Source organism: Brevundimonas sp. G8, from assembly GCF_902506205.1.
Taxonomy (GTDB): Bacteria; Pseudomonadota; Alphaproteobacteria; order Caulobacterales; family Caulobacteraceae; genus Brevundimonas.
Window position 1 is genome coordinate 2,073,587 of the sequence record NZ_LR732816.1, and the last position, 23,380, is coordinate 2,096,966.

The following is a 23,380-nucleotide window of genomic DNA, read 5'->3' on the forward strand; positions in this document are numbered from 1 at the left end:
CCTAGTTTCCTGTGAACTTGCCCGGCCGCTTTTCCAGCACGGCGGCGACGCCTTCCTGATGGTCCTCGGTCAGGTGGGCCAGGGCCTGCATGGCCGCCGACATCTCCAGCATCTGGTCGAAGTTCATGTCGCGCCCCTGGCGCAGCAGGGATTTGGCCATGCGCAGGGCCTGCGGCGGCTTGGCCGCGACCTGGGCGGCGGTGGTCAGGGCCTCGGCCATCAGGTCGTCGTGCGCGACCACGCGATTGACCAGCCCCCATTCTGCGGCCGTCGCGGCGTCGATGGAGCGTGCGGTGAACAGCATCTCGGCGGCGCGGGCATAGCCGATGTTGCGTGGCAGCAGCCACGACCCGCCGTCGCCGGGAATGATGCCCAGCTTCAGGAACGGCACGCCGAAGCTGGCGCGATCCGAAGCGATCCGGATGTCGCCCAGGCCCGCTATATCGCAGCCCAGCCCCATGGCCGGCCCGTTGACGGCGGCGATCAGCGGAACCTCCAGCCCGTACAGCGACCGCACGATCCGGTGCACGACCCGGCGATAGCGTTCGCGGATGGCGGCGCCTGACCCCTCGAACAGGTCGCGCCGGTCCCGCATGGCGGTCAGGTCGCCGCCGGCCGAGAAGGCCCGTCCTGCGCCGGTCAGGACCACGCAGCGGATGGACGCATCGGCGTTGACCCGCTCGCACGCCGCCGCCACCTCGTCCCCGTCGGTCAGGTCGGGCAGGGCGTTCAGCCGCGCCTCGCGGTCCAGCGTCCAGATCAGGATCGCGCCCTGTCTCTCTTCGGCGATCAGGCCCATGCGTCGTCTCCGTGTTCGCGACCGTCATCGACTGCGAACGCCGCGTCAGGCAAGTCCGGAATTGCAAAAGCCCCGGTCGAGACCGGGGCTTTTTCAGGCTGGGGCCGAAAAGGGCCGTCAGCGTTTCTTGATCGTATAGGGTACGAAGTTCGACGGATGGCTGACCACCCGGCTCGAGTTCGACGGCATATGCCGACTGTTGACCAGCATCCCGCCCCAAAGGGCAAAGGACATCATGGCGTGTTGGAGGTTACGCTCCTTATCGTTCATCTTGGCGTCTCCTTTCGCAGAACGATGAAAAGAGACGCGTCGTACCAATGGGATTCCACCGTCAGTCGTTTCGCGTCATTGGGTAATATAAGACGGTTTCGTGAATTTGCAAATTTATTCGTCAGGAGTCGGAGTGTTTTTCGCGTCTGTGTCACAATGAGCGTTCCCAGTCCGAGCAGGCCGGGACCGCCCAAGGCCATCGCCACCCCTTGCGTCATGGTCTGCGCCGTCGATGGCGAGAGCGGCCTGTGTCTGGGCTGTTTCCGCACCCTGAAGGAGATCGCTGGCTGGCGCGCGCTCAGCGACGCCGAACGCGCGGCGGTCATGGCCGACCTGCCTACGCGCCGGTCCCAAGTCGATCCGGCCAAGCTGGGCTAGCGCGGTTAGGCGTTTAAGCTTTCGTCAGCCACGTCGTTTCACGGCATCCAAACGCCGCCCCCTTAGACAGGGGACATGGTTCGCATCGATTTCCAGTCCGTCATCGTGCTCGGCGTCGCCCTCATGGCCTCGTTCGGCACGGCGCTGACGATCCGACATCTGGAGGGCGACGGCGCCGCCCAAGCGGCGACGCCCATGGTCGCGGCTTCGTCCGCCCCGGCGTCAGGCACGGCGGCCCAGGTGGTCAAGGGCGCGGACGGTCACTATTGGGCCCAGGCCAGGATCGAAGGTCGCGCGGTGCGGGTGCTGGTGGACACGGGCGCCAGCGTCGTGGCCCTGACGCGCGCCGATGCCCTGCGCCTGGGCGTCGATCCCGAACCCGAGGATTTCACCGGCCGGGTGCAGACCGCTTCAGGCGTCGTGCGCGCCGCCCCGGTGCAGCTGAAATCGGTCTCGGTCGCCGGGGCGCGGGTGGACGGGGTCGAGGCTCTGGTCGTCGAACAGGGCCTCGAATATTCCCTGCTGGGCATGAGCTATCTGGGCCGGTTGTCGGCCTTTGAGGCCACGCCCGTCGGTCTGACGCTGCGGCCCTAGAGGTCCCTCATCTGGCGACGGGCTTCGCTGAAATACTGCCAGCCCGTCCACAGGGTGATGATGGCGGCGAACCAGATCAGGAAGATGGCGAAGGATTCGAACGCCGGCTGCCAGGCCAGCGGCGATCCGTCAGGATTCTGAAGACCCAGCGCGCTCCACAACAGGGTCAGTTGAAGCGCGGCCAGAGCCACCATCTGCACCGTGGTCTTCCATTTCGCCGCCAGGGTGACGGGCAGTTCGATCCGTCCGGCCATGGTCTCGCGCAGGGCGGAAACGGCGAACTCCCGGAACAGGATCAGACCGCAAGGCAGGGCGATACCGGGCAGCGAACCCGAGGCCAGAACGCCCAGGATGGCGCCCGTCACCAGCACCTTGTCGGCGATCGGATCGAGGATGGCGCCCCAGCGCGTCGTGGAGTTCCAGCGTCTGGCTAAAAAGCCATCGACCCAGTCGGTCGAGGCGGCGATGACGAAGATCCAGAAGGCCCAGACGCTGAACCGACCTTGCGTCTCCGGCGAAAGCCAGGCCTCCAGCGCTCCCGGCGCCGCGCCGGCCATCATGGCGAACATCACCACCCCGGCGGCCAGACGCGCGCCGGTCAGGATGTTGGGGATGGGATTGGCGCGGTGGGCGGGTGTCATCATCATATCCGTTGCAACGCGCCGGGTGTGGCACGGTTCGCCGGTCAGGCCAACGGTTCGAACCGGGGCTTGTCGGTCATGACTGTCAGGGCGCCCTCGGCGATGCCGAAATGCAGGCCGCTGAGCTCCAGATCGCCCCTGGCCTCGCGCTCGGCGATCCAGGGGAAGGTGCGCAGGTTTCGGATCGACAGGCGGACGATGGCCTCTTCGGCCGCGCGCTCCAGCTGATCAGGCGCGACGGTCTCGGCGACGTGCTGGACGACGGGCGTGCCTTGCGCGACCCAGGGGGCGACGAAGTCGGCGCAGCTGTCGGGCGCGCCGTGCAGCATGGCGTTGACCCCGCCGCAGTGGGCATGGCCCATGACTACGATCCGCTTGACGTTCAGGACCTTGACCCCGAACTCCAGCGCCGCCGAGACCCCGTGCAGCCGGCCGTCGGGCTCATAGGGCGGCACCAGATTGGCGACGTTGCGGACCACGAACAACTGACCCGGCGCGGCGTCGAAGATCAGGGCCGGATCGGCGCGGCTGTCTGAACAGGCCACGATCAAGGTGTGCGGCTTCTGCCCCTGCGCCAGGGCCTCATATTCCGCATGGGCGGTCGGCCAGTGCTCGGCCCGGAAACGGCGATAGCCGGCGGTCAGTTCGTCTTCGGTGTCGCTCATGTCGGGTCTTTACCTCCGGCTCAGCTTTTACGGAAGAAGGCGTGGATGCGTTCGGCGAGGGGTTGGTTTATGCCGGCGACCTTGACTAGGTCGCTGACAGACGCGCGGCCCACACCCTTGGCGGAGCCGAAGGCGTGCAGCAGGGCCTTCTTGCGGCCGGGGCCGACGCCTTCGATCTCGTCCAGCGGATTCTTCTTGATGTCCATCGAGCGGCGCTTGGCGTGGGCGCCGTTGGCGAAGCGGTGGGCCTCGTCGCGCAGCCGTTGCAGGTAGTAGAGGGCCGGCGACTTCAGCGGCAGCATGAAGGGCGGCTTGCCGGGCATGAAGAACTTCTCCATCCCCGCATCGCGATCCGGCCCCTTGGCGACGCCGACCACGGCGATGTCGTCCAGGCCCAGGTCGGCCAGCACCGCCAGCACCTCAGCCAACTGACCCGCGCCGCCGTCGATCAGCAGCAGGTCGGGACGGACGGCGTCCTCGCCTTCCTCCTCGTCCTTGACCAGGCGGGCGAAGCGGCGGCGCATCACCTCGCGCATCATGCCGTAGTCGTCGCCGGGGGTCAGATCCTCGCCGCGGATGTTGAACTTGCGATACTGCGACTTCTGGAAGCCGTCGGGGCCGGCCACGACCATGCCGCCGACCGCGTTCGTGCCCTGGATATGAGCGTTGTCGTAGATCTCGATCCGCTCGGGCCGGGTCTCCAGACCGAAGGCCTCGCAGACCTCGTCCAGGATTTTCCCCTGGGCCGAGCTTTCGGCCAGGCGGCGGCCCAGGGCCTCGCGCGCATTGGTCAGGGCGTGGTCGACCAGGGCCAGTTTCTCGCCGCGCTGGGGCCGGACGATCTCGATCTTGCGGTCGGCCTTCATCGAGAAGGCCTCCTCCAGCAGCTCCAGCTCGTGCGGGCGGACGTTGGACAAGATCAGGCGCGGGATCGGCTTGTCCTCATAGAACTGGCCCAGGAAGGCGGCCAGGATCTCGGGGTCGGTGTCGGTCTTGTCCACGCGCGGGAAATAGGCGCGGCCGCCCCAGTTCTGGCCGGCGCGATAGAAGAAGACCTGGACGCAGGCCTGGCCGCCGTCGGAATGCAGGGCGAAGACGTCGCCCTCGGGGACGCTGTCGGCGCTGACGGAGTTCTCCATCGAGATGGCCGACAGGGCGCGGATGCGATCGCGGACGCGGGCGGCCTGTTCGAAGTCCATCTCGTCCGAGGCGGCCTGCATCTCCTGCGACAGGCGGCCGATGACGGCGCGGGACTTGCCGCGCAGGAACTGCTCGGCCTCGGTGACCAGTTCGCCATAGTCCTCCAGCGAGATCAGGCCGGTGCAGGGGGCCGAGCAGCGCTTGATCTGGTGCAGCATGCAGGGGCGGGTGCGGGTCTCGTAGACGCTGTCCGAACAGGACCGTAGCAGGAAGGCCTTCTGCAGCGTGTTCAGCGTGCGATTGACCGCCCAGGTCGAGGCGAAGGGGCCGAAGTAGTGGCCCGGCGTGGTGTGGGCGCCGCGATGCTTCCTGACCTGAGGGGCGCGGTGGTCGCTGCGGATCATCAGTTCGGCGAAGGACTTGTCGTCGCGCAGCAGGACGTTGAAGCGCGGCTTCAACTTCTTGATGAAGTTGGATTCCAGCAGCAGGGCCTCGGTCTCGGACGCCGTGACGACCAGCTCCATCGACCGGGTCTGGGCCACCATCAGGCCGATGCGCTGGGTGTGGAAGCGCCCTTGCGCATACTGGACGATGCGCTTCTTCAGCGACTTGGCCTTGCCGACATAGAGGCACGACCCGTCCTCGCCATACATGCGATAGACGCCCGGCTTGTCCGGCGCGCGGCGCGCCTCGTCAGCGATCAGGGCGGCGGCCGTCAGGATCGCGCCGTCCGTCTCGGCGAGGGCTTCCTCTGTTCGATTCTCTACCATCGCCCGGCAATATAGGGGCTTCCTCGCGATCATGCGCGGGCATGACGGCATGTCTGATGCGTCAGAAGCTGTGCAGTAAATAAGCGCTGCTTTAGACTATGGTTTATGCGGGAGAGGCGCTTGAAGGTCGGCGTGTCTGTTGTGATGAAGTCGAGCGTGGTGATGTTTAGAGATTAAACCTATGTAAACCTCTTGTGCGTGTCCTGATCGCAGGCTGGAGTTTCCGCTGAAGCCTCGCCGGAGGATGGGAGGACACGATGCGACGTGCTGCTGGACGGAATCGAACTGCGGGCTTGCTTTGTGGAACTGCGCTGGCGGCTGGCGTCATCGTTGTTTCCACCTCGGCGAACGCCCAGTGCGCCTTTCCCCCGGCGGTCGGCAACGACATTTACACCTGCACCAGCGCGACATCGACAGGCGGATTGAGCGATCTGGTCGGCGACAACAGCCTGCTGCTCCCGGTCGGAGGCAGCGGCACGCTGAATGGTTCGGTGGTGTTCGGCGACGGCGCGGACCGTGTCGAGATCAACAGCGGGACCATCACCGGCGCCGTCGATCAGGGTGCGGGACGCGACAGTTTCGTGATCACGGGCGGCGCGGTTCTCGGCGGCGTCCAGCAGGGCGGCGGCGTCGACGATTTCCGCATGACGGGCGGCGCGATCCAGTCGCTGAACCAGGGCGACGACTTCGACACCTTCTTCATGTCGGGCGGCCGGATCATCGATTTCTTCGACGACGGCGACCGGGCGGTGATGACGGGCGGCCGGATCGGTCGGGTCAACATGAAACTGGCGAACAACGTCTTCGACATGTCAGGCGGGATCATCGACCGCAATCTGGTGACCGGGTTCGGAGACGACACGATCGTGATCTCGGGCGGCGAGATCGGCGGCAATATCAGCGTCAGCGGGGGCGCCGACAGCCTGACCGTGACCGGCGGTTCGGTCGGCGGCGAGGTGCGGATGAGCGTCGGCAATGACAGCTTCGTCTGGGACGGCGGCGGGATCATCTATGGCATGATCGACATGGGGGGCGACGACGACGTCGCCGTCCTGCGCAACCTGACGGCCGCGAACATGGGGCGGACGCCTGCGATCCTGGGCGGCGAGGGCGATGACGGGCTGACGCTGGACAATGTCACGTCGGCCGGTGTGGCGCGCTTCCAGGGATGGGAGAGCGTGTACCTGACCAACGACACCGAACTGACCATGGACGGCGCCCTGGTGCTGGGCGACGCGGGCAGCGGCACGGGTGTCCTGAGCATCGATGCGACCAGCACCCTGTTCGGCGGCGGGCTGAACGGATCGATCTCGCCCTTCCTGAACGGGAGCCTGGCGCGGGTGGTGAACGCCGGGCGCATCGATTTGACCAACGGCGCCGCAGGGGCGGGGGACCGCTTCACCATCACGGGCGACTTTGTGGGCGCCGATGGGCTCGTGCTGCTCGACACGGTGCTGGGCGACGACAGTTCGGCGTCGGATCGGCTGGTGATCCTGGGCGGCAGCGCATCCGGCACGACCAGCCTGTCGATCCTGAACCGGGGCGGCGTGGGGGCCTCGACGGCGGTGGACGGCATCATGGTGGTGGAGGCCGCGAACGGGGCCAGCACGGCCGGCGGCGCCTTCGCCCTGAACGGTCGGGTCGCGGCCGGGGCGTTCGAGTATTTCCTGTTCCGGGGCGGCGTGTCGCAGGGCACGACGGACAACTGGTATCTGCGTTCGACCGTGGTGACGCCGCCGCCCAGCGTGCCGGCGCCGCAGCCGGCCCCTGCGCCGCCTCCGCTGGAACCGCCGGTTCCCGCACCCCCGCCGCAACCGCCCGAGCCGCCCGCGCCGCCCGTGATCACGAAACTGTCGCGTCGTCGACTATGTCTATTCGCTAAGCTTTGCCGTGGCGCTGTGCGAGGGCGAGATCGACGGGGTCGGGCGGGTCTGGGCCGATGGGCGACTGATGGACATGACGGGCGTCGTGATGAGGGTGTATCGCGGGGGCGAGGACCAGACGCCGGACCCGCTGATCGAGGCGGTGGAGGCGGATGCGCCCGCCTATCGCGGCGCGGCCTATGTGGTGTTCGAGGACTTGCCGTTGGGGCCGTTCGGGGATCGTGTTCCGCAGTTGAGTTTCGAGGTGTTTCGGCGGCCCAGGGGCCAGGCGGCGCGACTGGAGGACCTGCTGGAAGGCGTGTGCCTGATCCCTGGTGCGGGGGAGTTCGCCCTGGCGACCGAGGCGGTGGTGCGTCGCGAGGGGCTGACGCGGACGGCGGTGGAGAATGTGCACAACGGCGAGGGGCGGGCGGACTTGGTTGTTTCGCTGGATCAGCTGCAGGCGCAGCTGCCAAACCTGAAGCGGGTCAGTTTGGTGGTCGGGTGGTTCGGCAGCGATCTGAGGGCCGGGCATTGCCGCGTTCGGCCGGGGGTGGAGCGGCGCGACAAGCCGACGGAGCCGATGAGCTGGTCCGTGGCGGGTGTCACGCGGGATGAGGCCTATGAGGTCAGTCGGGTCGACGGCGCGCCGGCCTATGGCGGGACGCCGTCGGACGAGAGCGTGCATCAGGCGATCCGCGAGATGAAGGCGCGGGGGCTGGAGGTGACGCTGTATCCGTTCGTCTTCATGGACTGCCCTGGGTATCCGTGGCGGGGGCGTGTGGCGGGCGTGGATGGCGCGGGAGCGACGGCGGAGATCGCGGCCCTGTTCGGCGGGACCGAGGATTGGGGTCTGCTGCGGATGGCGCTGCACTACGCCCGGATCGCGGCCGAGGAGGGGGCGGACGGCGTGCTGATCGGGTCCGAGATGCGGGGCGTGACCTGGACGCGGGATGCAGCCGGGGGCTTTCCGGCGGTGGCTCAGTTGCGGGCGCTGGCGGCGGAATGTCGGGCAGTGGTGGGGCCGGGCGTGGCCCTGTCCTATGCGGCGGACTGGAGCGAATATTTCGGGTGGCAGGCGGGCGGGGAGGTGGTGTTTCATCTCGATCCGCTGTGGGCCGATGCGAACATCGATCATGTGTCGATCGACTGGTATCCGCCGCTGAGCGACTGGCGTGCGGGCGACGGCGGGGTGGATGCGGCGGCGTTCGGCGGGGCAGCGGACCCGGCCTATCTGGCGGCGGGCGTCGCGGGTGGGGACGGGTTCGACTGGTTTTATGCCAGCGAGGCGGATCGGGCAGCGCAGGTGCGCACGCCCATCGTCGATGGGGCGTATGGCGAGGACTGGGTGTTCCGGCCCAAGGATCTGGAGGGGTGGTGGTCGAACCGGCACCATGACCGCCCGGGCGGGGTGCGGCGCGCGACGGCGACGGCCTGGGTTCCGGGGATGAAGCCGGTGCGGTTGTCGGAGTTCGGCTGTGCGGCGGTGGACCGGGGCACCAATGCGCCGAACCTGTTCCAGGACCCCAAGAGCACCGAGAGCCATCTGCCGCCGGGATCGAGGGGCGCGCGCGACGACGCAGTGCAGCGCGCGGCGTTGGAGGCTGTGCTGGGGCATTATGCGGATCCTGAGAACAATCCCGCATCGCCAGTCTATGGCGGGCGGATGCTGGCGGGGGCGGACGCCTGGTGCTGGGACGCGCGGCCCTATCCGGCGTTTCCGGCAAGGGGGGATGTTTGGGCCGACGCAGGCGCGTGGCGGGCCGGGCACTGGCTGAACGGGCGGCTGGCGGGGGACGGGCGCGACCTGATCGAGGCGGTGCTGGCGCGCGGCGGGCTGACGCCGGAGGAGATGTCGATCGAGGGCGTCGAGGGGGCGGCGGCTGGATATGTCATCGACCGGCCGATGCGGACGCGCGATGCGCTAGAGCCGTTGCTGGCGGCGTTCGATGTCTGTCGCGTGGGACCGGCCGGGGCGGCGCCGGGCGGGGCGGGGTTCAGCGAGACCGCGTACGTGTCGAGGGGCGTGCATGACCGGCCGTGGTCGCCATGTGGACTGGCGGTCGCTGCGGATGAGGACGGGCTGACGATCCGGTGGACGCCGCGTGTGCGGCTGTTCGGCGACGGCTGGGATGGCGAACCGGCGGCGGTCGATCCGATGCGGTTCCGCTTGAGGGTGCTGGACGGAGGCGTCTTGGTTCGGACGATGGAGTTGGAGGGGTCGTCGGCATCTTATGATGCGGCGGACCTGGCCGTGGACTTCCCCGAGGGCGTGAAGGCGGGCGCGCGGATCGCCGTGGCGCAGTGGGGCGAGGGCTTCGGTTGGGGTGTGGAGGCGGAAATCGGGCTGATCTGAGCAAATAGGGCGGGTCCGGCCCTTTGCGGGGGGCGGGGCATGGCTTAACTGACGCCTCTCGGTTTTTCAGTTGGAGCGACAACGGACGTGGCAGGCGACCCCTACAAGGAACTGGGCGTTTCGAAGGGCGCGAGCGCGGACGAGGTCAAGAAGGCGTATCGCAAGCTCGCGAAGGAACTGCATCCCGACAAGAACCAGGGTGACAAGATCACCGAGGATAAGTTCAAACGGGTGACGGCGGCCTTCGACATCCTGGGCGACGCCGAGAAGCGGGCCAAATACGACGCCGGCCAGATCGACGACGACGGCAACGACCAATATCGCGGCTTTGGCGGCGGCGGTCGCGCGGGCGGCAGCCCATTCGGCCAAGGTGGCGGAGCCGGCGGGCCCGGCGGTCGGGCCAGCTTTGACGGTGTCGATCTGGACGACCTGTTCGGCATGTTCGGCGGGGGCGGACGTCAGCGCGGGGCACGGGACTTCACGGCGCGTGGGCAGGACGTGAAGGCGACGCTGGACATCAGCCTGGAGGACGCCATCGCGGGGGCGACGCGACGGATCCAGTTCTCGGACGGGCGCACGTTGGACGTGACCATTCCCAAAGGCGCGTCGGAAGGCCAGACGATCCGTCTGCGCGGACAGGGTTCGCCAGGACGTGGGGCCGAGAACGGCGACGCCCTGATCGAGCTGAAGATCGAGACGCATCCGATCTACAAGCGCGACGGCGCGGACCTGACGATGGACTTGCCGGTGTCGGTTCCCGATGCGGTGCTGGGCGCCAAGGTGCGTGTGCCGACGCCCGAGGGCGTGGTGCAGATGACGATCCCGGCGGGGTCGAACTCGGGCAAGATCCTGCGGCTGAAGGCGCGCGGGGCGTTCGCGGCCGGCAAGCGGGGGGATCTGTTGGCGCGGCTGGTGGTGACGCTGCCTGACGAGCCGGACGAGGCCCTGACCCGGTTCGCCGAGGAATGGCGGGCCAAGCGGCCCTATATGCCGGGGCGTTGAGCGCGCTCAAGCCGCGCGAAGCGCGGTAGCGCCAAAGGGGAAAGAGCATGATTTCCAAGCCTGATGTGAAGCCGGCGCGGCCGTGGTTTTCGGCGGGGCCGACGGCGAAACGGCCGGGATACAGCCTGGCGGGCCTGCCGTCCGACCTGCTGGGACGGGGCATCCGCGCGCCGGAGGTGGTGGAGCGTTTCGCGCATGGCCTGCGGCTGACGCGCGAGGTGCTGGAAGTCCCCGAGAGCCATGTGATGCTCTATACGCCGGGGTCAGACACGGGGGCGGTTGAGGCGGCGCTGTGGGGCATGCTGGGGCAGCGGCCGGTGCAGGTGGTGGCGTTCGAGAACTTCGGCCTGACCTGGCTGGCTGACGTGAAGGATCATCTGGGGCTGGAGCCCGAGGCGCTGACGGCGCCGTGGGGCGAGCTGCCGGATCTGAGCCAGGCGGACTGGTCCAGGGACGTGGTGTTTCCCTGGAACGGCACGACCTCGGGCGTGCGCGTGCCGGACGCCGACTGGATCGCCGACGACCGCGAGGGGCTGGCCATCTGCGACGCGACCTCGGCCGCCTTCGCCATGCCGTTGCCGTGGGACAAGCTGGATGTCGTGACTTTCAGCTTCCAGAAGGCGCTGGGCGGCGAGGCAGGCATCGGCGTGATGGTGCTGTCGCCGCGCGCGGTGGCGCGGCTGGATAGGTATCGGCCGGATCGGGCGATCCCCAAGCTGCTGCGGCTGACGGACGGCAAGGGTCGGTTCGACCGGGCGCTGGCGGACGGGGTGGCGATCAACACCTTCTCGATCCTGACCATCGAAGACTGGATCGACGCCCTGGACTGGGCGAAGGGGATCGGCGGCCTGTCGGAGTTGATCCGGCGGACGGACGCCAACTATGCCGCGTTGGCGCAATGGGTGAAGCGCACGGACTGGATCGACTTCCTGCCAGATCGGCCGGAAATCCGGTCGACGACTTCGGTCTGTCTGAAGTTCACCGATGCACGGATCGCCGCGCTGGACGCCAAGGCGCAGAAGGCCTTCGTCATGCGCTTCAAGGCCTTGCTGGAAGGCGAGGCGGCCGTGTTCGACATGGAGCCGCACCGCAACGCCCCGCCCGGACTACGCCTGTGGTGCGGTTGCACGGTCGAGACGGCCGATGTGGTCGCAGCGACGCCCTGGCTGGAATGGGCGTTCGAAACGGCGGTCTCGGAATTGGTCCTCACCCGAGAAGCGTAGCGTAATGGGGGAGGATCTTACGGAGACATCGGATGATTCCCCCGCTATAGGCTGCGCCCGCATTCAATGCGGAGAAGTGCTTTGGCGAACGTAGCGGTGGTCGGCGCCCAGTGGGGCGACGAGGGCAAGGGCAAGATCGTGGACTGGCTGTCCAACCGCGCCGACATGGTCGTGCGGTTCCAGGGCGGTCACAATGCGGGCCATACGCTGGTCGTGGACGGCAAGGTCTACAAGCTGGCGCTGCTGCCCAGCGGCGTGGTGCAGGGCAAGCCGTCGATCATCGGCAACGGCGTGGTCGTCGATCCCTGGCACCTAGTCGGCGAGATCGAGAAGATCCAGGCCCAGGGCGTGGCGATCAGCCCCGACATCCTGACCATCGCGGACAACGCCTGTCTGATCCTACCGATCCACCCCGCGCTGGACGTGGCGCGGGAGGCGGCGGCCAGCGCGCCGGGCGCCAAGATCGGCACGACAGGTCGCGGCATCGGTCCGGCCTATGAGGACAAGGTGGGTCGTCGCGCCATCCGGGTTTGCGACCTAGCCAACGAAGACGATCTGAAGGTCAAGATCGACCGGCTGCGCTCGCACCACGACCCGCTGCGCGCGGGGCTGGGGCTGGAGCCGATCGACCCTGAGGCGTTGCTGGTGTCGCTGTTGGAGATCGCGCCGAAGATACTGCCCTATGTGAAGCCGGCGTGGCGGGTGCTGGATCAGGCGCAGAAGGACGGCAAGCGGGTGCTGTTCGAGGGGGCGCAGGGCGCCTTCCTGGACGTTGACCACGGCACCTATCCCTATGTGACCAGCTCCAACACCGTGGCGGGTCAGGCCGCGGCGGGGTCCGGCATCGGTCCGCGCGGCGTCGGCTATGTGCTGGGGATTGTGAAGGCCTATACGACCCGCGTCGGCGAAGGCCCATTCGCTTGCGAACTGGACGATGAGGTCGGGGAGCATCTGGCGACCGTCGGCCGCGAGGTCGGAGTGAATACGGGCCGGGCGCGTCGCTGCGGCTGGTTCGACGCCGTGCTGGTGCGCCAGTCTGTGGCGATCAACGGCATCGACGGCATCGCCCTGACCAAGCTGGACGTGCTGGACGGGTTGAAGACGCTGAAGATCTGCATCGGTTATCGCGTCGATGGCGAGGTGCTGGATTACCTGCCGTCCAGCCTGAAGGCTCAGGCCGCCGCCGAGCCGGTGTTCGAGGAACTGGAAGGCTGGAGCGAGAGCACCGCCGGGGTCCGCAGTTTCAAGGACATCAACGCCCATGCCATCAAATATGTGCGACGGATCGAGGAGCTGATCGGCGCGCCCGTGGCCCTGCTGTCCACCAGCCCGGAACGCGACGACACCATCCTGATGAGAGATCCGTTCCAAGGTTGAGGCGACGGTTTCGTTGATTCAACAGGCTTTAACCAGCGCGCGGTAAGGATAACGGCTCCAACCGGGAGACGGACGTGTTCGCCGCAAACGCCAGAACCTTGAGCCGCATCGAACCCGCCGTCAGGCGGGTGGTGATCGTCGATCCCAACCTGTCGTCCGCACGACTGCTGACGGACATCATGAAGGGGATGGGCGCGCGCGAGGTCTATGCCGAGACCGACGAGGAGCGGGCGCTGGAGCTGCTGCGCGACGTCGAGCCGGGCGTGATCTTCACCGAGCGGTCCGGCGAGACGTTGAACGGCGAGACGCTGGCGCGCCGGATACGCCGGTCGAGCATGGCGTGCCGCATGTCGCCGATCATCATGGTGACGGGCGAGGCGACCGCCGCCGCCATCAAGGGCGCGCGCGATTCCGGCATCCACGAGTTTCTGAGGAAGCCCTTCACCACAGGCGACCTGTTCAAGCGGGTCGAGAACGTCGCGTTGAAGCCCCGGCCCTGGATCGAGGCGGTCGGCTATGTCGGGCCGGATCGGCGGCGGTTCAACTCGGGCGAATTTTCCGGTGCGCGCAAGCGACGCAGCGACGGTTCGGCAGGCGGTGGGCCGGCCGAGGTAAAGGATCAGGCGATCCGCATCCTGATTTCGGCCATGGCGCAGTTCGATCAGGATCCGTCACAAGCGACGCGCGCCATTCGACAGCAGGCCGAGACGTTGAACGGGCTGGCGATCAAGACGGCGGACGCCAAGCTGGCGATGGTCGTGGCGACGCTGCAGGCCTATCTGGCTGGCGGTCAGGTGACCAAGGTCGGGCTGGCCCAGCCGATCGGCGCCGTGGTCGCGACGGCCAAGGCCGCAGAGGCAACAGCCCCGATGGCGCGGGCGTCTTGAGGCGATAGAGGCCTGCCGCGCCGATAAAGCGCGACAGATTACTCTCGATCAGGCGTCGACCAGGTTCCGCTCTTCGGCGGCGGCGCGCATGGCCTTTTGCAGCTTCTCGAAGGCGCGGACCTCGATCTGGCGCACGCGTTCGCGCGACACGCCGTACTGGCCGGCGAGTTCTTCCAGGGTGACGGGGTCGTCCTTGAGGCGGCGTTCCGTGAGGATGTGCTTCTCGCGGTCGGTCAGCTCTTCCATGGCCTCTTGAAGGAGGCTCATGCGGATGCCCTTTTCCTCGTCTTCGGCGAGTTGGGTTTCCTGGGACACGGCCGTGTCGTCGGCTAGCCAGTCCTGCCATTCGCTTTCACCGTCGGCGCGCAGGGGCGCGTTCAGCGAGGCGTCGCCGCCGAGGCGGCGATTCATGTTGGTGACCTCTTCCTCGCTGACGCCCAGTTTGGTGGCGATGGCGGCGAGGTGTTCGGGATGCAGGTCGCCTTCCTCGAAGGCCGAGATCTGGCTCTTGGCTTTGCGCAGGTTGAAGAACAGCTTCTTCTGCGCGGCCGTGGTGCCCATCTTCACGAGGGACCAGCTGCGCAGGATGTATTCCTGGATCGAGGCGCGAATCCACCACATGGCGTAGGTCGCCAGGCGGAAGCCCTTGTCCGGGTCGAACTTCTTGACGGCCTGCATCAGGCCGACATTGCCCTCGGAAATCACTTCGCCGATCGGCAGGCCGTAGCCGCGATACCCCATGGCGATCTTGGCCACGAGACGAAGGTGCGAGGTCACGAGACGGTGGGCGCTCTCGGCGTCCTGGTGCTCAGACCAGCGCTTCGCCAGCATGAACTCCTCGTCCTTGGTCAGCATCGGAAACTTGCGGATTTCCGTCAGATAACGCGACAGGCCTTGTTCAGGCGACATCACCGCGAGCGTACTATTGGCAGCCATATAAAGGTCCCTCCGACCGTCTTGAACGAGCGGGCTCTTCGTCATCGGCCACGGTGCGTGCGCCGACGTCTCACCCCTCAACCGGTAAAGTAGCGATGGGTTGCCGCCATTTTTAGAGGCGGATCGTCACACGAAAGCGTGACCGTGGCCCTGGCGCCACTCGCGCCGATCAGAGGGCTATATAGAACTTGGACAGTTGCTATTCAAGACCTGCGCATTGGACGTGAGGCAAGCTGGGAGTCTAAAACGCGACATGAAAAAGAGCGTGCGCGAACGGGTTCTGATCGTCGTCCTGGCCGTTGGGGCGGTCGCTGCTGGCGTGTCGGCCATTGCGATCGTGGGCCTGTTCGTCATGGCCATGGCCGGAGTGTTCGGCGCTGGGTCCTAGATCCCCAGGATGCCGCGATAGGTCGGATGAACCGCCTCGGCGTGTTCGGGGTGTTTCTGAAGATAGGCCGAGAAGAAGGGGCAGACCGGCAGGATCAGCAGGTCGCGAGCCTTGGCGTCGGCCAGCACGTGTTTGGCCAGCCGGCTGGCGATCCCCTGGCCCTCGAGCCGTTCCGGGACCAGGGTTTCGGTGATCATCAGATTGGGCGGCGAGAGGTTGTAGGTGACGATCGCCACCTCGCCATCGACGGGCAGTTCGTAGCGTTTCAGCTCGGCGTTGTCGTGGATTTCGGGATCGAGCATGGCGGGTCTCAGAGTTCGGACAGCAGGGCTTCGAGGCGCAGCATATCAGTCGGGGGTGCGGTTTCGAAGCGCATCTGTTCGCCGGTGACCGGATGTATGAAGCCCAGGACGGCGGCGTGTAGGGCCTGACGCGACAGGCCCGCCTCTGCGATAGCGGCGCGGACGGGGATGGCGGGACTACCCGAGCCATAGACAGCGTCGCCGAGGATGGGCGAGCCTTTCGACGACAGGTGGACGCGGATCTGGTGGGTGCGGCCAGTGTGCAGGGTGCAGGCGACGCGGGCGGCCATGGGTGCGCCGCCGGCCTTGGCCGGTTCGCCGAAGGTGGTCTGGACGACATAGTCGGTGATGGCCTCGCGGCCGCCGGCCTTGAGCACGGCCATCTTCTTGCGGTCGCCGGTGGAGCGGCCGATGCGGGTCTCGATCCGGCCCTTTGACGGCGACGGTGCGCCGCGCGTCAGGGCGATGTAGGTGCGCTCGATGTCGTGGGTCGCGAACAGGGCCGACAGGCCCTGGTGGGCGCGGTCGGTCTTGGCGGCGACCATGACGCCGGAGGTGTCCTTGTCCAGCCGATGGACGATTCCGGGGCGGGCGACGCCCCCTATGCCCGACAGGCTGTCGCCACAGTGGGCCAGAAGGGCGTTGACCAGGGTGCCGTCGGGCGTGCCGGGCGCCGGATGGGCGGCCATGCCCGCAGGCTTGTCGATGACGATCAGGTCGGCGTCCTCGTAGAGAACGGTCAGGGGGATGGCCTGCGGCTGAGGCGTGGCGGGCGCCACAGGCGGCAGGGCGACGACGTAGAGGCCGGGCTGGGCCTTGGCCGAGCCGCCCGTCAGGACAACGCCGTCGCGGGTGACGGCGCCCTCGGCCAGCAGGGCCTGAAGCCTGGCGCGCGACAGGGTCGGGAAGGCGTCGGCCAGGGCCTTGTCCAGGCGGACGCCGGATGCGTCGATGCGGGCTTCCAGCACTTCGGCGGGGGCAGAAGCGGGCGATAGGTCTTCGTCATCGATCAGGTCAGGGTCGGACACGGGGCCTCCCTAGCACGACCGACCGCTTGCGCGAGGGGCGGAGGTGAGGCGATAGTCAAGCTTGGGGGCGTAAGAGGGTATCCGATGACACGGTGGATGATCGCCGGGGGCGCGGTCGCTGTGGCGGCGCTGCTGGGCAGTTGCACGACCATGAGCAAGGACCAGTGCCTGGCCGGCGCCTGGGGCGAGAAGGGCTATGCTGACGGGACATCGGGCTATCCGATGACGCGGCTGGACGACCACGCCAAGGCCTGCGCCAAATATCAGGTCGCGCCCAATCCAGCGGCCTATGGCTCGGCGCGCGAGGATGGCTTGCGGTCCTATTGCACCTTCGAGCGGGGATGGGCCGAGGGGCGGGCGGGCAATACCTATTACGGGGTCTGTCGGCCGCAGGAGGAGCAGGCGTTCCTGCCCGCCTATCAGGACGGGCTGAGGCTGCATGCGGTCGAGGACGCGTTCGAGACGGCGGAAAGCGCGCTGAGCAGCGCGGAGGACCGGATCGACAATCGCGAGGACAAGCTGAAAGCCAAGCAGAACGAACTGCGAGGCGAGGGCCTGACGGACGAGGAGCGGGACAGGATCCGCGACCGCATCCAGGAGGTTCGAAGCGAGATCCGCGATGCGCGCCGCAACGCTAGAGATGCACGCGACGCGCTGGACCGGGCCGAATGGGACGTTCGCCGGGTGCGGCGCGAACTGAGCGGCCGCTACCCGGTCTAGACGTGGCTCAGGCGGCCCCCGATCAGGCGGCCTTGACGGAGGCGCCGCGGAAGGACGGATCCAGGTCGCCAGAGGCGTAGCGTTTGGCCATCTGGGCGGTGGAGAGCGGGCGGATGGTTGAGGCCTGACCCTCGCAACCGAACTGGACGTACCGCTCCATGCAGAGCTTCTTCATCGCCTCCTTGGCGGGCTTCAAATAGAAGCGCGGGTCGAACTCGCCCGGCTTTTCCGCCAGCGCTTTACGGATGGCGCCGGTGATGGCCATGCGGTTGTCGGTGTCGATGTTGACCTTGCGCACGCCGTGCTTGATGCCGCGCTGGATTTCCTCGACCGGCACGCCCCAGGTCTGGGGCATTTCGCCGCCGTACTGGTTGATGATGTCCTGCAGGTCTTGAGGCACGGAAGAACTGCCGTGCATCACCAGGTGGGTGTTGGGCAGGCGGCGGTGGATTTCCTCGATCACATTCATGGCCAGGACTTCGCCGTCCGGCTGGCGCGAGAACTTGTAGGCGCCGTGGCTGGTGCCCATGGCGATGGCGAGCGCATCGACCTTGGTGGCGGCGACGAAATCGACGGCCTGATCCGGGTCGGTCAGCAGTTGCGAGTGGTCCAGCTTGCCCTCGAAGCCGTGGCCGTCTTCGGCCTCGCCCATGCCGGTTTCCAGAGAGCCCAGCACGCCCAGTTCACCCTCGACCGAGACGCCGCAAGCGTGGGCCATTTCGGTGACGCGACGGGTGACGTCGACGTTGTAGTCGTAGGAGGCGGGCGTCTTGGCGTCCTCTTCCAGCGAGCCGTCCATCATGACGCTGGTGAAGCCGTATTGGATGGCGGTGGCGCAGGTCGCCGGGCCGTTGCCGTGGTCCTGGTGCATGCAGACCGGGATGTGCGGATAGAGCTCGGCCAAGGCGTCGATCAGCTTGGCTAGCACGATGTCGTTGGCGTAGTTCCGGGCGCCCCGGCTCGCTTGAATGATCACGGGAGCATTGACCTCGTGGGCCGCCTCCATGATCGCCAGACCCTGTTCCATATTGTTGATGTTGTAGGCGGGCAGGCCGTAGTCGTTCTCTGCCGCGTGGTCGAGCAGCTGTCGCAGCGTGATGCGCGCCATGGGTATAGTCTCCTGAGCCGAATAGTCTTTTTGATTGGGCAAGAGACTAGCCGCGAGGCGTGACGAAGTCACGTCGCGTTACAGCCTTCCGATCCTCATTTCCAACGATAGGGCGCAGGCGTGATCCGCCTGCATCGCCGCCGATCAGGCGCGCAGGGCCTCGACGCCGGGCAGGGGCTTGCCCTCCATCCATTCCAAGAAGGCGCCGCCGGCGGTGGAGACGAAGGTTAGGTCGGCCCCGACGCCGGCATGGCTGACGGCCGCGACGGTGTCGCCACCGCCCGCCACCGCGATCAGGGCGCCAGCCTTGGTGCGTTCGGCGACGTGCTTGGCTGCCGCGACGGTGGCGGCGTCGAAGGGCGGCACCTCGAACACGCCCAAGGGGCCGTTCCAGATCAGGGTCTTGGATGCGTCGATGGCGGCGTTCAGGCGGGCGACGGTGTCGGGACCGGCGTCCAGGATCTTGTCATCAGCGGACAGGACCTCGCCGGTCTTGACGGTGCGGGCGTCGGCGCCGGGCTTGACCTCGGTCGCCACGACGACATCGACCGGCAGCAGGATTTCGCAGCCCCTGGCCTGGGCTTCCGTCAGAATCTCGCGCGCCGTGTCGGCCATGTCCTTTTCGGCCAGCGAGCCGCCGATATCGACGCCTTGCGCATAGAGGAAGGTGTTGGCCATGCCGCCGCCGATGGCCAATGTGTCCAGTTTGCCGACCAGGTTCTTCAGCAGGTCCAGCTTGGTCGAGACCTTGGAGCCGCCGACGATGCCGATGACCGGCTTCTGGGGATTTCCCAGGGCGGCGTCCAGGGCGTCCAGTTCGCGCCGCATGGATTCGCCGGCGTAGGCGGGCAGGTGGTGGGCGATCCCTTCCGTCGAGGCATGGGCGCGGTGGGCGGCCGAGAAGGCGTCGTTGACATAGAGGTCGCCCAGGTCGGCCAGCTTCTGGGCGAAGACCGGATCATTGGCCTCTTCCGCCGCGTGGAAGCGGACGTTTTCCAGCAGGACCACGCCGCCGGCGTCCAGGTCGCGGATGGCGTCCACGGCGTCCGGGCCGATGCAGTCGTCGGCGAAGCGGACGGGCGCGCCGAGCAGTTCTTCCAGCGGCTGGACGACCGGCTTCAGACTCATCGCCGGAACGCGCTGGCCCTTGGGACGGTCGAAGTGGGCCAGCAGGGCGACCTTGGCGCCCGCGTCGCGCAGGCGCTGGATCGTCGGCAGGGCGACCCGCAGCCGGGTGTCGTCCGTGACCTTTCCGCCCTCCATCGGGACGTTGAAGTCCACGCGGACCAGGGCCGTCTTGCCGGCGAGGTCATGAGCGTCGTCAAGAGTGCGGAAGGTCATGGTCGTTTCCGTTTTACATCTGGCTCCACGCCCAGAAGACGTAGACGAAGAAGGCTGTGACGGCGGTAAGCGTCAGAAGCAGGCCGCCGACGAGTATGTTGAGTACACGTTGCCTATGCGAAGTAGGCGGTGTTTGCCGCCAAACCACAACCACCCAGGCTCCGCACAAGAGCCATAGAGCTGGGACGAGGCGAAGGAAGAGATTCCATAATCCTCCGCTGCTCAGCAAATTCCCTTGAAGCAATTGCTCACTGACATAGTGGGGAAGGTCTAGTGCGGTTCGGCCCACGTAAAACGCTATGGGCGCTGACAGAACCAGAAGGATCGCCAGCGCCCATTTGGTCATCAGAGGAACTTCGCCATCACCAGGGCCGTGTCGGCCATGCGGGTCGCGAAGCCCCATTCGTTGTCATACCAACTCAGGACGCGGGCCAGCTTGCCGTCGACGACCTGAGTCTGGGGCAGGGCGGCGGTGGAGGAGGCGGGGATGTGGTTCAGGTCGTGCGAGACCAGCGGGTCGGTCGTCGTAAACAGGACGCCCTTCATCGGACCGTCGGCGGCGGCCTGAAGCGCGGCGTTGATCTCATCGACCGTCACGTCGCGACCGGAGACGACCTTCAGGTCCACGACCGAGACGTTCGGGGTCGGGACGCGGATCGACGAGCCATCCAGCTTGCCCTTCAGTTCCGGCAAGACCAGGCCCAGGGCCTTGGCGGCGCCGGTCGAGGTCGGGATCATCGACAGGCCGGCGGCGCGGGCGCGGTACAGGTCCTTGTGCATCGTATCCAGCGTCGGCTGGTCGCCGGTGTAGGAGTGGATGGTGGTCATATAGCCGCGCTCGATGCCGAACAGGTCGTTCAGCACCTTGGCCACTGGGGCCAGGGCGTTGGTGGTGCACGAGCCGTTGGACACGACGATGTCGTCGGCGGTCAGGACCTCATGGTTGACCTTGAAGACGATGGTCTTGTCGGCGCCGTCGGCGGGGGCCGAGACCAGGACGCGCTTGGCGCCGGCCTTCAGGTGGGCGCTGGCCTTGTCCTTGGAGGTGAAGATGCCGGTGCATTCGAAGGCGATGTCCACCTTCAGCTCGGCGTGCGGCAGGTTGGCCGGGTCGCGTTCGGCCGTGACCTTGATCTTGCCCGTGCCGACGTCGATCCAGTCTTCGCCCGAGGTCACCGTGCCGGGGAAGCGGCCGTGGACCGAATCGTAGCGGAACAGGTGGGCGTTGGTCTCGACGGGACCCAGATCGTTGATCGCCACGACTTCGATATCCGTGCGGCCGTGTTCGACAATCGAGCGCAGGACAAGGCGGCCAATGCGGCCGAAACCATTGATGGCGACGCGAACGGTCATGGGGAAGCTCCTTATGATCGGTGTGACGAGCGTTATATAGGTGGGCGTCTCAATGGAGCGGTCGCGAATGGGTTTCAACCCCGCGCGCGTAACATGATGTGATGGACGGTTACGCTTCCAGAGGCCCCCCTGACAGCTTCGGGCAAGAAACACCCTTGAGTCGGTTCTTTTCGAGATAACGCGCAAAATTTTTGCGACGGGGCTTGTGTCGGCTCAGCGGCTATGGTTTCTTGGCGTCAGAACAGGGAGCCACCCGTGGCCACGATGACGCGCGACATGATGAAGGGACGAACCGCGAAGGCGGTGGCGGCCGTTCGCGCGCCTGTCGGCCTGGAAAGCCCTGTATTCCTCATTACCCTCGTACTTCTCGGCCTGCTTACGCAAGCGGCGTGGATGCACGCGACCTGACCTAAACACACTCAGGATCGCCTCGCACCACCCCGCTCCCGAAAGGAAGCGGGGTTTTTCGTGCTTGGCGGTTCCAAAAGAACCGGACCGATGACGCAAGATTCTACCTCACAGCCCAGAAAGCCCAACGCGCGTAGCGCGGCGGTGACGGCTGGCCCGAACCGGGCCGCAGCCCGTTCGTATCTGCGCGCCGCCGGCATGCAGGACGCCGACTTCGACAAGCCGATGATCGGCATCGTGAATACGTGGTCGACGGTCACGCCGTGCAACATGCACCTGGATCGCCTTGCCAAGGACGTGCGCGCCGGCATCATCGCGGCGGGCGGCTATCCGGTCGATTTCAACACCATCGTCGTCACCGACGGCATCTCGATGGGCACGGCGGGCATGAAGGCCTCGTTGATCAGCCGCGAGGTCGTGGCCGACAGCATCGAACTGGCCATCGAGGGTCATCAGCTGGACGGCGTGGTCTGCATCGTCGGCTGCGACAAGACGATCCCGGCGGCGGCCATGGCCCTAGCGCGAATGGATATTCCCGGCCTGGTCTATTACGGCGGCACCATCATGCCCGGCGTGATCGGCACGAAGGAAGTCTCGGTCCAGGAGGTGTTCGAGGCCATCGGCGCTCACTCGGCCGGCGCCTTGGACGACGCCGGTCTGAAGGCGGTTGAGCAAGCCGTCTGCCCTGGCGCCGGCGCCTGCGGCGGTCAGTTCACCGCCAACACCATGGCCATGGCCCTGTCGGTCATGGGCATCTCGCCCATGGGCGCCAACGATGTGCCCGCTGTCGATCCGAACAAGGCGGCCGAAGGCGAACGCTGCGGCCGGATCATCGTCGAGCGCGTCTTTTCCGGCGACACGGCCCGCAAATACATCACTCGCGCCAGCCTGAAGAACGCCGCCGTCGCGGTCTCGGCCTCGGGCGGTTCGACCAATGCGGTCATGCACTTGACGGCCATCGCGGCGGAAGCCGGCGTCGATTTCGGCGTCGAGGACTGCCACCAGGCCTGCGTCGAGGCGCCGGTCATCTGCGACCTGAAGCCAGGCGGCCGGTTCCTGGCCTCGCATCTGTTCGCCGCAGGCGGCACCCGTCTGGTCACCCAGCGGATGGCCGAGGCCGGCAAGATCGTGAACACCCCGACCGTCACCGGCCGCAGCCTGTTCGCCGAGGCGGCCGAAGCCGAGGAGACGCAGGGCCAGGTGGTCGTCACCAGCTTCGACGCCCCCGTCATGGCGCGCGGCAGCTACGCCGTCATCTACGGCGATGTCGCCCCAGAAGGCGCGGTCATCAAGCTGACGGGCCACAAGGTCGATAAGTTCGAAGGTCCGGCCTGCGTCTTCGATAGCGAGGAAGACGCCTTCCATGCCGTTCAGGACGGTTCGGTCGGCGAGGGCGATGTCATCATCATACGCTACGAAGGGCCCAAGGGCGGTCCGGGCATGCGCGAGATGCTGCAGGTCACCGCCGCCCTGAAGGGGCGCAAGATCGACAATGTCGCCCTGCTGACCGACGGCCGTTTCTCGGGCGCCAGCTACGGCTTCGTCGCCGGACACGTTTCGCCGGAAGCCGCCGTCGGCGGCCCGATCGCTCTCATTCGCGATGGTGACCGCATCACCATCGACGTCACCAACCGCCGGATAGACGTCAATGTCGATCTGGCGACGCGCCGGGCGGGCTTTACGCCCCACGTAGTCCGCCCGGCGCGAGGTGTCTTCGCCAAATACCGCGCCTCTGTTTCCTCTGCGGCCCAGGGCGCCGTCACCATCCCCAATCCGCCGCCGGCCCAAGTTCCGGCAAGTCACAAGACAACCGCTGCTCAGGAAGCCTGACC

Annotated in this window: 22 protein-coding genes and 1 pseudogene; 12 read left to right on the forward strand and 11 right to left on the reverse strand. The window is 66.9% G+C overall.

Translation table 11 applies throughout. The features are described from left to right. Position 1: 1 nt before the first annotated feature. Positions 2-799 carry a crotonase/enoyl-CoA hydratase family protein gene (locus tag CHRYSEO8AT_RS10135; protein WP_159849684.1) on the reverse strand — a complete coding sequence of 266 codons (798 nt, stop codon included), beginning with the start codon at positions 797-799 and terminating at the stop codon, positions 2-4. A 117-nt stretch (positions 800-916) separates the two neighbouring features. Further along, on the reverse strand, positions 917-1,069 hold the full coding sequence (locus CHRYSEO8AT_RS10140) for a hypothetical protein (protein WP_167762455.1): 153 nt from the start codon (positions 1,067-1,069) through the stop codon (positions 917-919). A gap of 156 nt (positions 1,070-1,225) precedes the next feature. Between CHRYSEO8AT_RS10140 and CHRYSEO8AT_RS10145 the strand changes: the two genes are divergently transcribed. Further along, positions 1,226-1,447 carry a DUF1289 domain-containing protein gene (locus CHRYSEO8AT_RS10145; protein ID WP_159849686.1) on the forward strand — a complete coding sequence of 74 codons (222 nt, stop codon included), beginning with the start codon at positions 1,226-1,228 and terminating at the stop codon, positions 1,445-1,447. 75 nt (positions 1,448-1,522) lie between these two features. Continuing rightward, positions 1,523-2,041 (forward strand): TIGR02281 family clan AA aspartic protease, encoded by a 519-nt coding sequence (locus CHRYSEO8AT_RS10150; protein ID WP_159849689.1) that lies wholly within the window; start codon positions 1,523-1,525, stop codon positions 2,039-2,041. On the opposite strand, the gene pgsA is transcribed toward CHRYSEO8AT_RS10150, so the two are convergent. The 3 genes from pgsA to uvrC are packed head-to-tail and all read right to left on the reverse strand — an operon-like array spanning position 2,038 to position 5,257. Continuing rightward, positions 2,038-2,682 (reverse strand): CDP-diacylglycerol--glycerol-3-phosphate 3-phosphatidyltransferase, encoded by a 645-nt coding sequence (gene pgsA / locus CHRYSEO8AT_RS10155; RefSeq protein WP_201304404.1) that lies wholly within the window; start codon positions 2,680-2,682, stop codon positions 2,038-2,040. The two genes, CHRYSEO8AT_RS10150 and pgsA, sit on opposite strands and share 4 nt — an antisense overlap. 44 nt (positions 2,683-2,726) lie before the next feature. Beyond that, complete coding sequence (locus tag CHRYSEO8AT_RS10160; protein ID WP_159849693.1) at positions 2,727-3,347, reverse strand: carbonic anhydrase; 621 nt, start codon at positions 3,345-3,347, stop codon at positions 2,727-2,729. 20 nt (positions 3,348-3,367) lie between these two features. Then, complete coding sequence (gene uvrC / locus CHRYSEO8AT_RS10165; protein ID WP_159849695.1) at positions 3,368-5,257, reverse strand: excinuclease ABC subunit UvrC; 1,890 nt, start codon at positions 5,255-5,257, stop codon at positions 3,368-3,370. Positions 5,258-6,465: 1,208 nt separating this feature from the next. On the opposite strand from uvrC, the pseudogene CHRYSEO8AT_RS16140 reads away from it, so the two are divergent. The 6 genes and pseudogenes from CHRYSEO8AT_RS16140 to CHRYSEO8AT_RS10190 form a co-directional block, all read left to right on the forward strand. Then, positions 6,466-6,915 (forward strand): annotated as a pseudogene (locus CHRYSEO8AT_RS16140) (autotransporter outer membrane beta-barrel domain-containing protein); the annotation flags it as partial. Positions 6,916-7,228: 313 nt separating this feature from the next. Next, the gene (locus tag CHRYSEO8AT_RS10170; RefSeq protein ID WP_236547502.1) at positions 7,229-9,475 is read left to right on the forward strand and encodes a glycoside hydrolase TIM-barrel-like domain-containing protein; all 2,247 of its coding nucleotides are present in this window, start codon (positions 7,229-7,231) and stop codon (positions 9,473-9,475) included. Positions 9,476-9,562: 87 nt separating this feature from the next. Continuing rightward, positions 9,563-10,477: a DnaJ C-terminal domain-containing protein gene (locus CHRYSEO8AT_RS10175; protein WP_159849698.1), complete on the forward strand. Its 915-nt coding sequence runs from the start codon at positions 9,563-9,565 to the stop codon at positions 10,475-10,477. A 47-nt stretch (positions 10,478-10,524) separates the two neighbouring features. After that, positions 10,525-11,700: a phosphoserine transaminase gene (locus CHRYSEO8AT_RS10180; RefSeq protein ID WP_159849700.1), complete on the forward strand. Its 1,176-nt coding sequence runs from the start codon at positions 10,525-10,527 to the stop codon at positions 11,698-11,700. Positions 11,701-11,781: 81 nt separating this feature from the next. Beyond that, the gene (locus tag CHRYSEO8AT_RS10185; protein ID WP_159849702.1) at positions 11,782-13,077 is read left to right on the forward strand and encodes an adenylosuccinate synthase; all 1,296 of its coding nucleotides are present in this window, start codon (positions 11,782-11,784) and stop codon (positions 13,075-13,077) included. Positions 13,078-13,151: 74 nt separating this feature from the next. Then, positions 13,152-13,964, forward strand: coding sequence for a two-component system response regulator (locus CHRYSEO8AT_RS10190; protein ID WP_159849704.1), 813 nt, complete (start codon positions 13,152-13,154; stop codon positions 13,962-13,964). Between the two features lie 48 nt (positions 13,965-14,012). On the opposite strand, the gene rpoH is transcribed toward CHRYSEO8AT_RS10190, so the two are convergent. Continuing rightward, positions 14,013-14,900 carry an RNA polymerase sigma factor RpoH gene (gene rpoH, locus CHRYSEO8AT_RS10195; RefSeq protein WP_135193456.1) on the reverse strand — a complete coding sequence of 296 codons (888 nt, stop codon included), beginning with the start codon at positions 14,898-14,900 and terminating at the stop codon, positions 14,013-14,015. Between the two features lie 253 nt (positions 14,901-15,153). Between rpoH and CHRYSEO8AT_RS16235 the strand changes: the two genes are divergently transcribed. After that, on the forward strand, positions 15,154-15,288 hold the full coding sequence (locus tag CHRYSEO8AT_RS16235) for a hypothetical protein (protein ID WP_255451479.1): 135 nt from the start codon (positions 15,154-15,156) through the stop codon (positions 15,286-15,288). On the opposite strand, the gene CHRYSEO8AT_RS10200 is transcribed toward CHRYSEO8AT_RS16235, so the two are convergent. Further along, positions 15,285-15,590 (reverse strand): GNAT family N-acetyltransferase, encoded by a 306-nt coding sequence (locus CHRYSEO8AT_RS10200; RefSeq protein WP_159849706.1) that lies wholly within the window; start codon positions 15,588-15,590, stop codon positions 15,285-15,287. The two genes, CHRYSEO8AT_RS16235 and CHRYSEO8AT_RS10200, sit on opposite strands and share 4 nt — an antisense overlap. 8 nt (positions 15,591-15,598) lie before the next feature. After that, positions 15,599-16,618: an RluA family pseudouridine synthase gene (locus tag CHRYSEO8AT_RS10205; RefSeq protein WP_159849708.1), complete on the reverse strand. Its 1,020-nt coding sequence runs from the start codon at positions 16,616-16,618 to the stop codon at positions 15,599-15,601. 84 nt (positions 16,619-16,702) lie between these two features. Here CHRYSEO8AT_RS10205 and CHRYSEO8AT_RS10210 point away from each other — a divergent pair, with 84 nt between their 5' ends. Continuing rightward, positions 16,703-17,338 carry a DUF2799 domain-containing protein gene (locus tag CHRYSEO8AT_RS10210; protein WP_159849710.1) on the forward strand — a complete coding sequence of 212 codons (636 nt, stop codon included), beginning with the start codon at positions 16,703-16,705 and terminating at the stop codon, positions 17,336-17,338. 22 nt (positions 17,339-17,360) lie between these two features. Here the strand turns inward: CHRYSEO8AT_RS10210 and fba are convergent, their stop codons facing one another. From fba to gap, 3 genes are all read right to left on the reverse strand, one after another. Further along, positions 17,361-18,446 (reverse strand): class II fructose-bisphosphate aldolase, encoded by a 1,086-nt coding sequence (gene fba / locus CHRYSEO8AT_RS10215; protein WP_159849712.1) that lies wholly within the window; start codon positions 18,444-18,446, stop codon positions 17,361-17,363. 144 nt (positions 18,447-18,590) lie between these two features. Beyond that, positions 18,591-19,787 (reverse strand): phosphoglycerate kinase, encoded by a 1,197-nt coding sequence (gene pgk / locus CHRYSEO8AT_RS10220; protein ID WP_159849715.1) that lies wholly within the window; start codon positions 19,785-19,787, stop codon positions 18,591-18,593. 345 nt (positions 19,788-20,132) lie between these two features. Continuing rightward, complete coding sequence (gap, locus tag CHRYSEO8AT_RS10225) at positions 20,133-21,140, reverse strand: type I glyceraldehyde-3-phosphate dehydrogenase (RefSeq protein ID WP_159849717.1); 1,008 nt, start codon at positions 21,138-21,140, stop codon at positions 20,133-20,135. 255 nt (positions 21,141-21,395) lie between these two features. On the opposite strand from gap, the gene CHRYSEO8AT_RS10230 reads away from it, so the two are divergent. Both CHRYSEO8AT_RS10230 and CHRYSEO8AT_RS10235 read left to right on the forward strand, forming a co-directional pair. Further along, entirely contained in the window at positions 21,396-21,548 is a 153-nt protein-coding gene (locus CHRYSEO8AT_RS10230) for a hypothetical protein (protein ID WP_157076419.1), read from the forward strand. 90 nt (positions 21,549-21,638) lie between these two features. Then, positions 21,639-23,378 (forward strand): dihydroxy-acid dehydratase, encoded by a 1,740-nt coding sequence (locus CHRYSEO8AT_RS10235; RefSeq protein ID WP_159849719.1) that lies wholly within the window; start codon positions 21,639-21,641, stop codon positions 23,376-23,378. Positions 23,379-23,380: the final 2 nt, after the last annotated feature.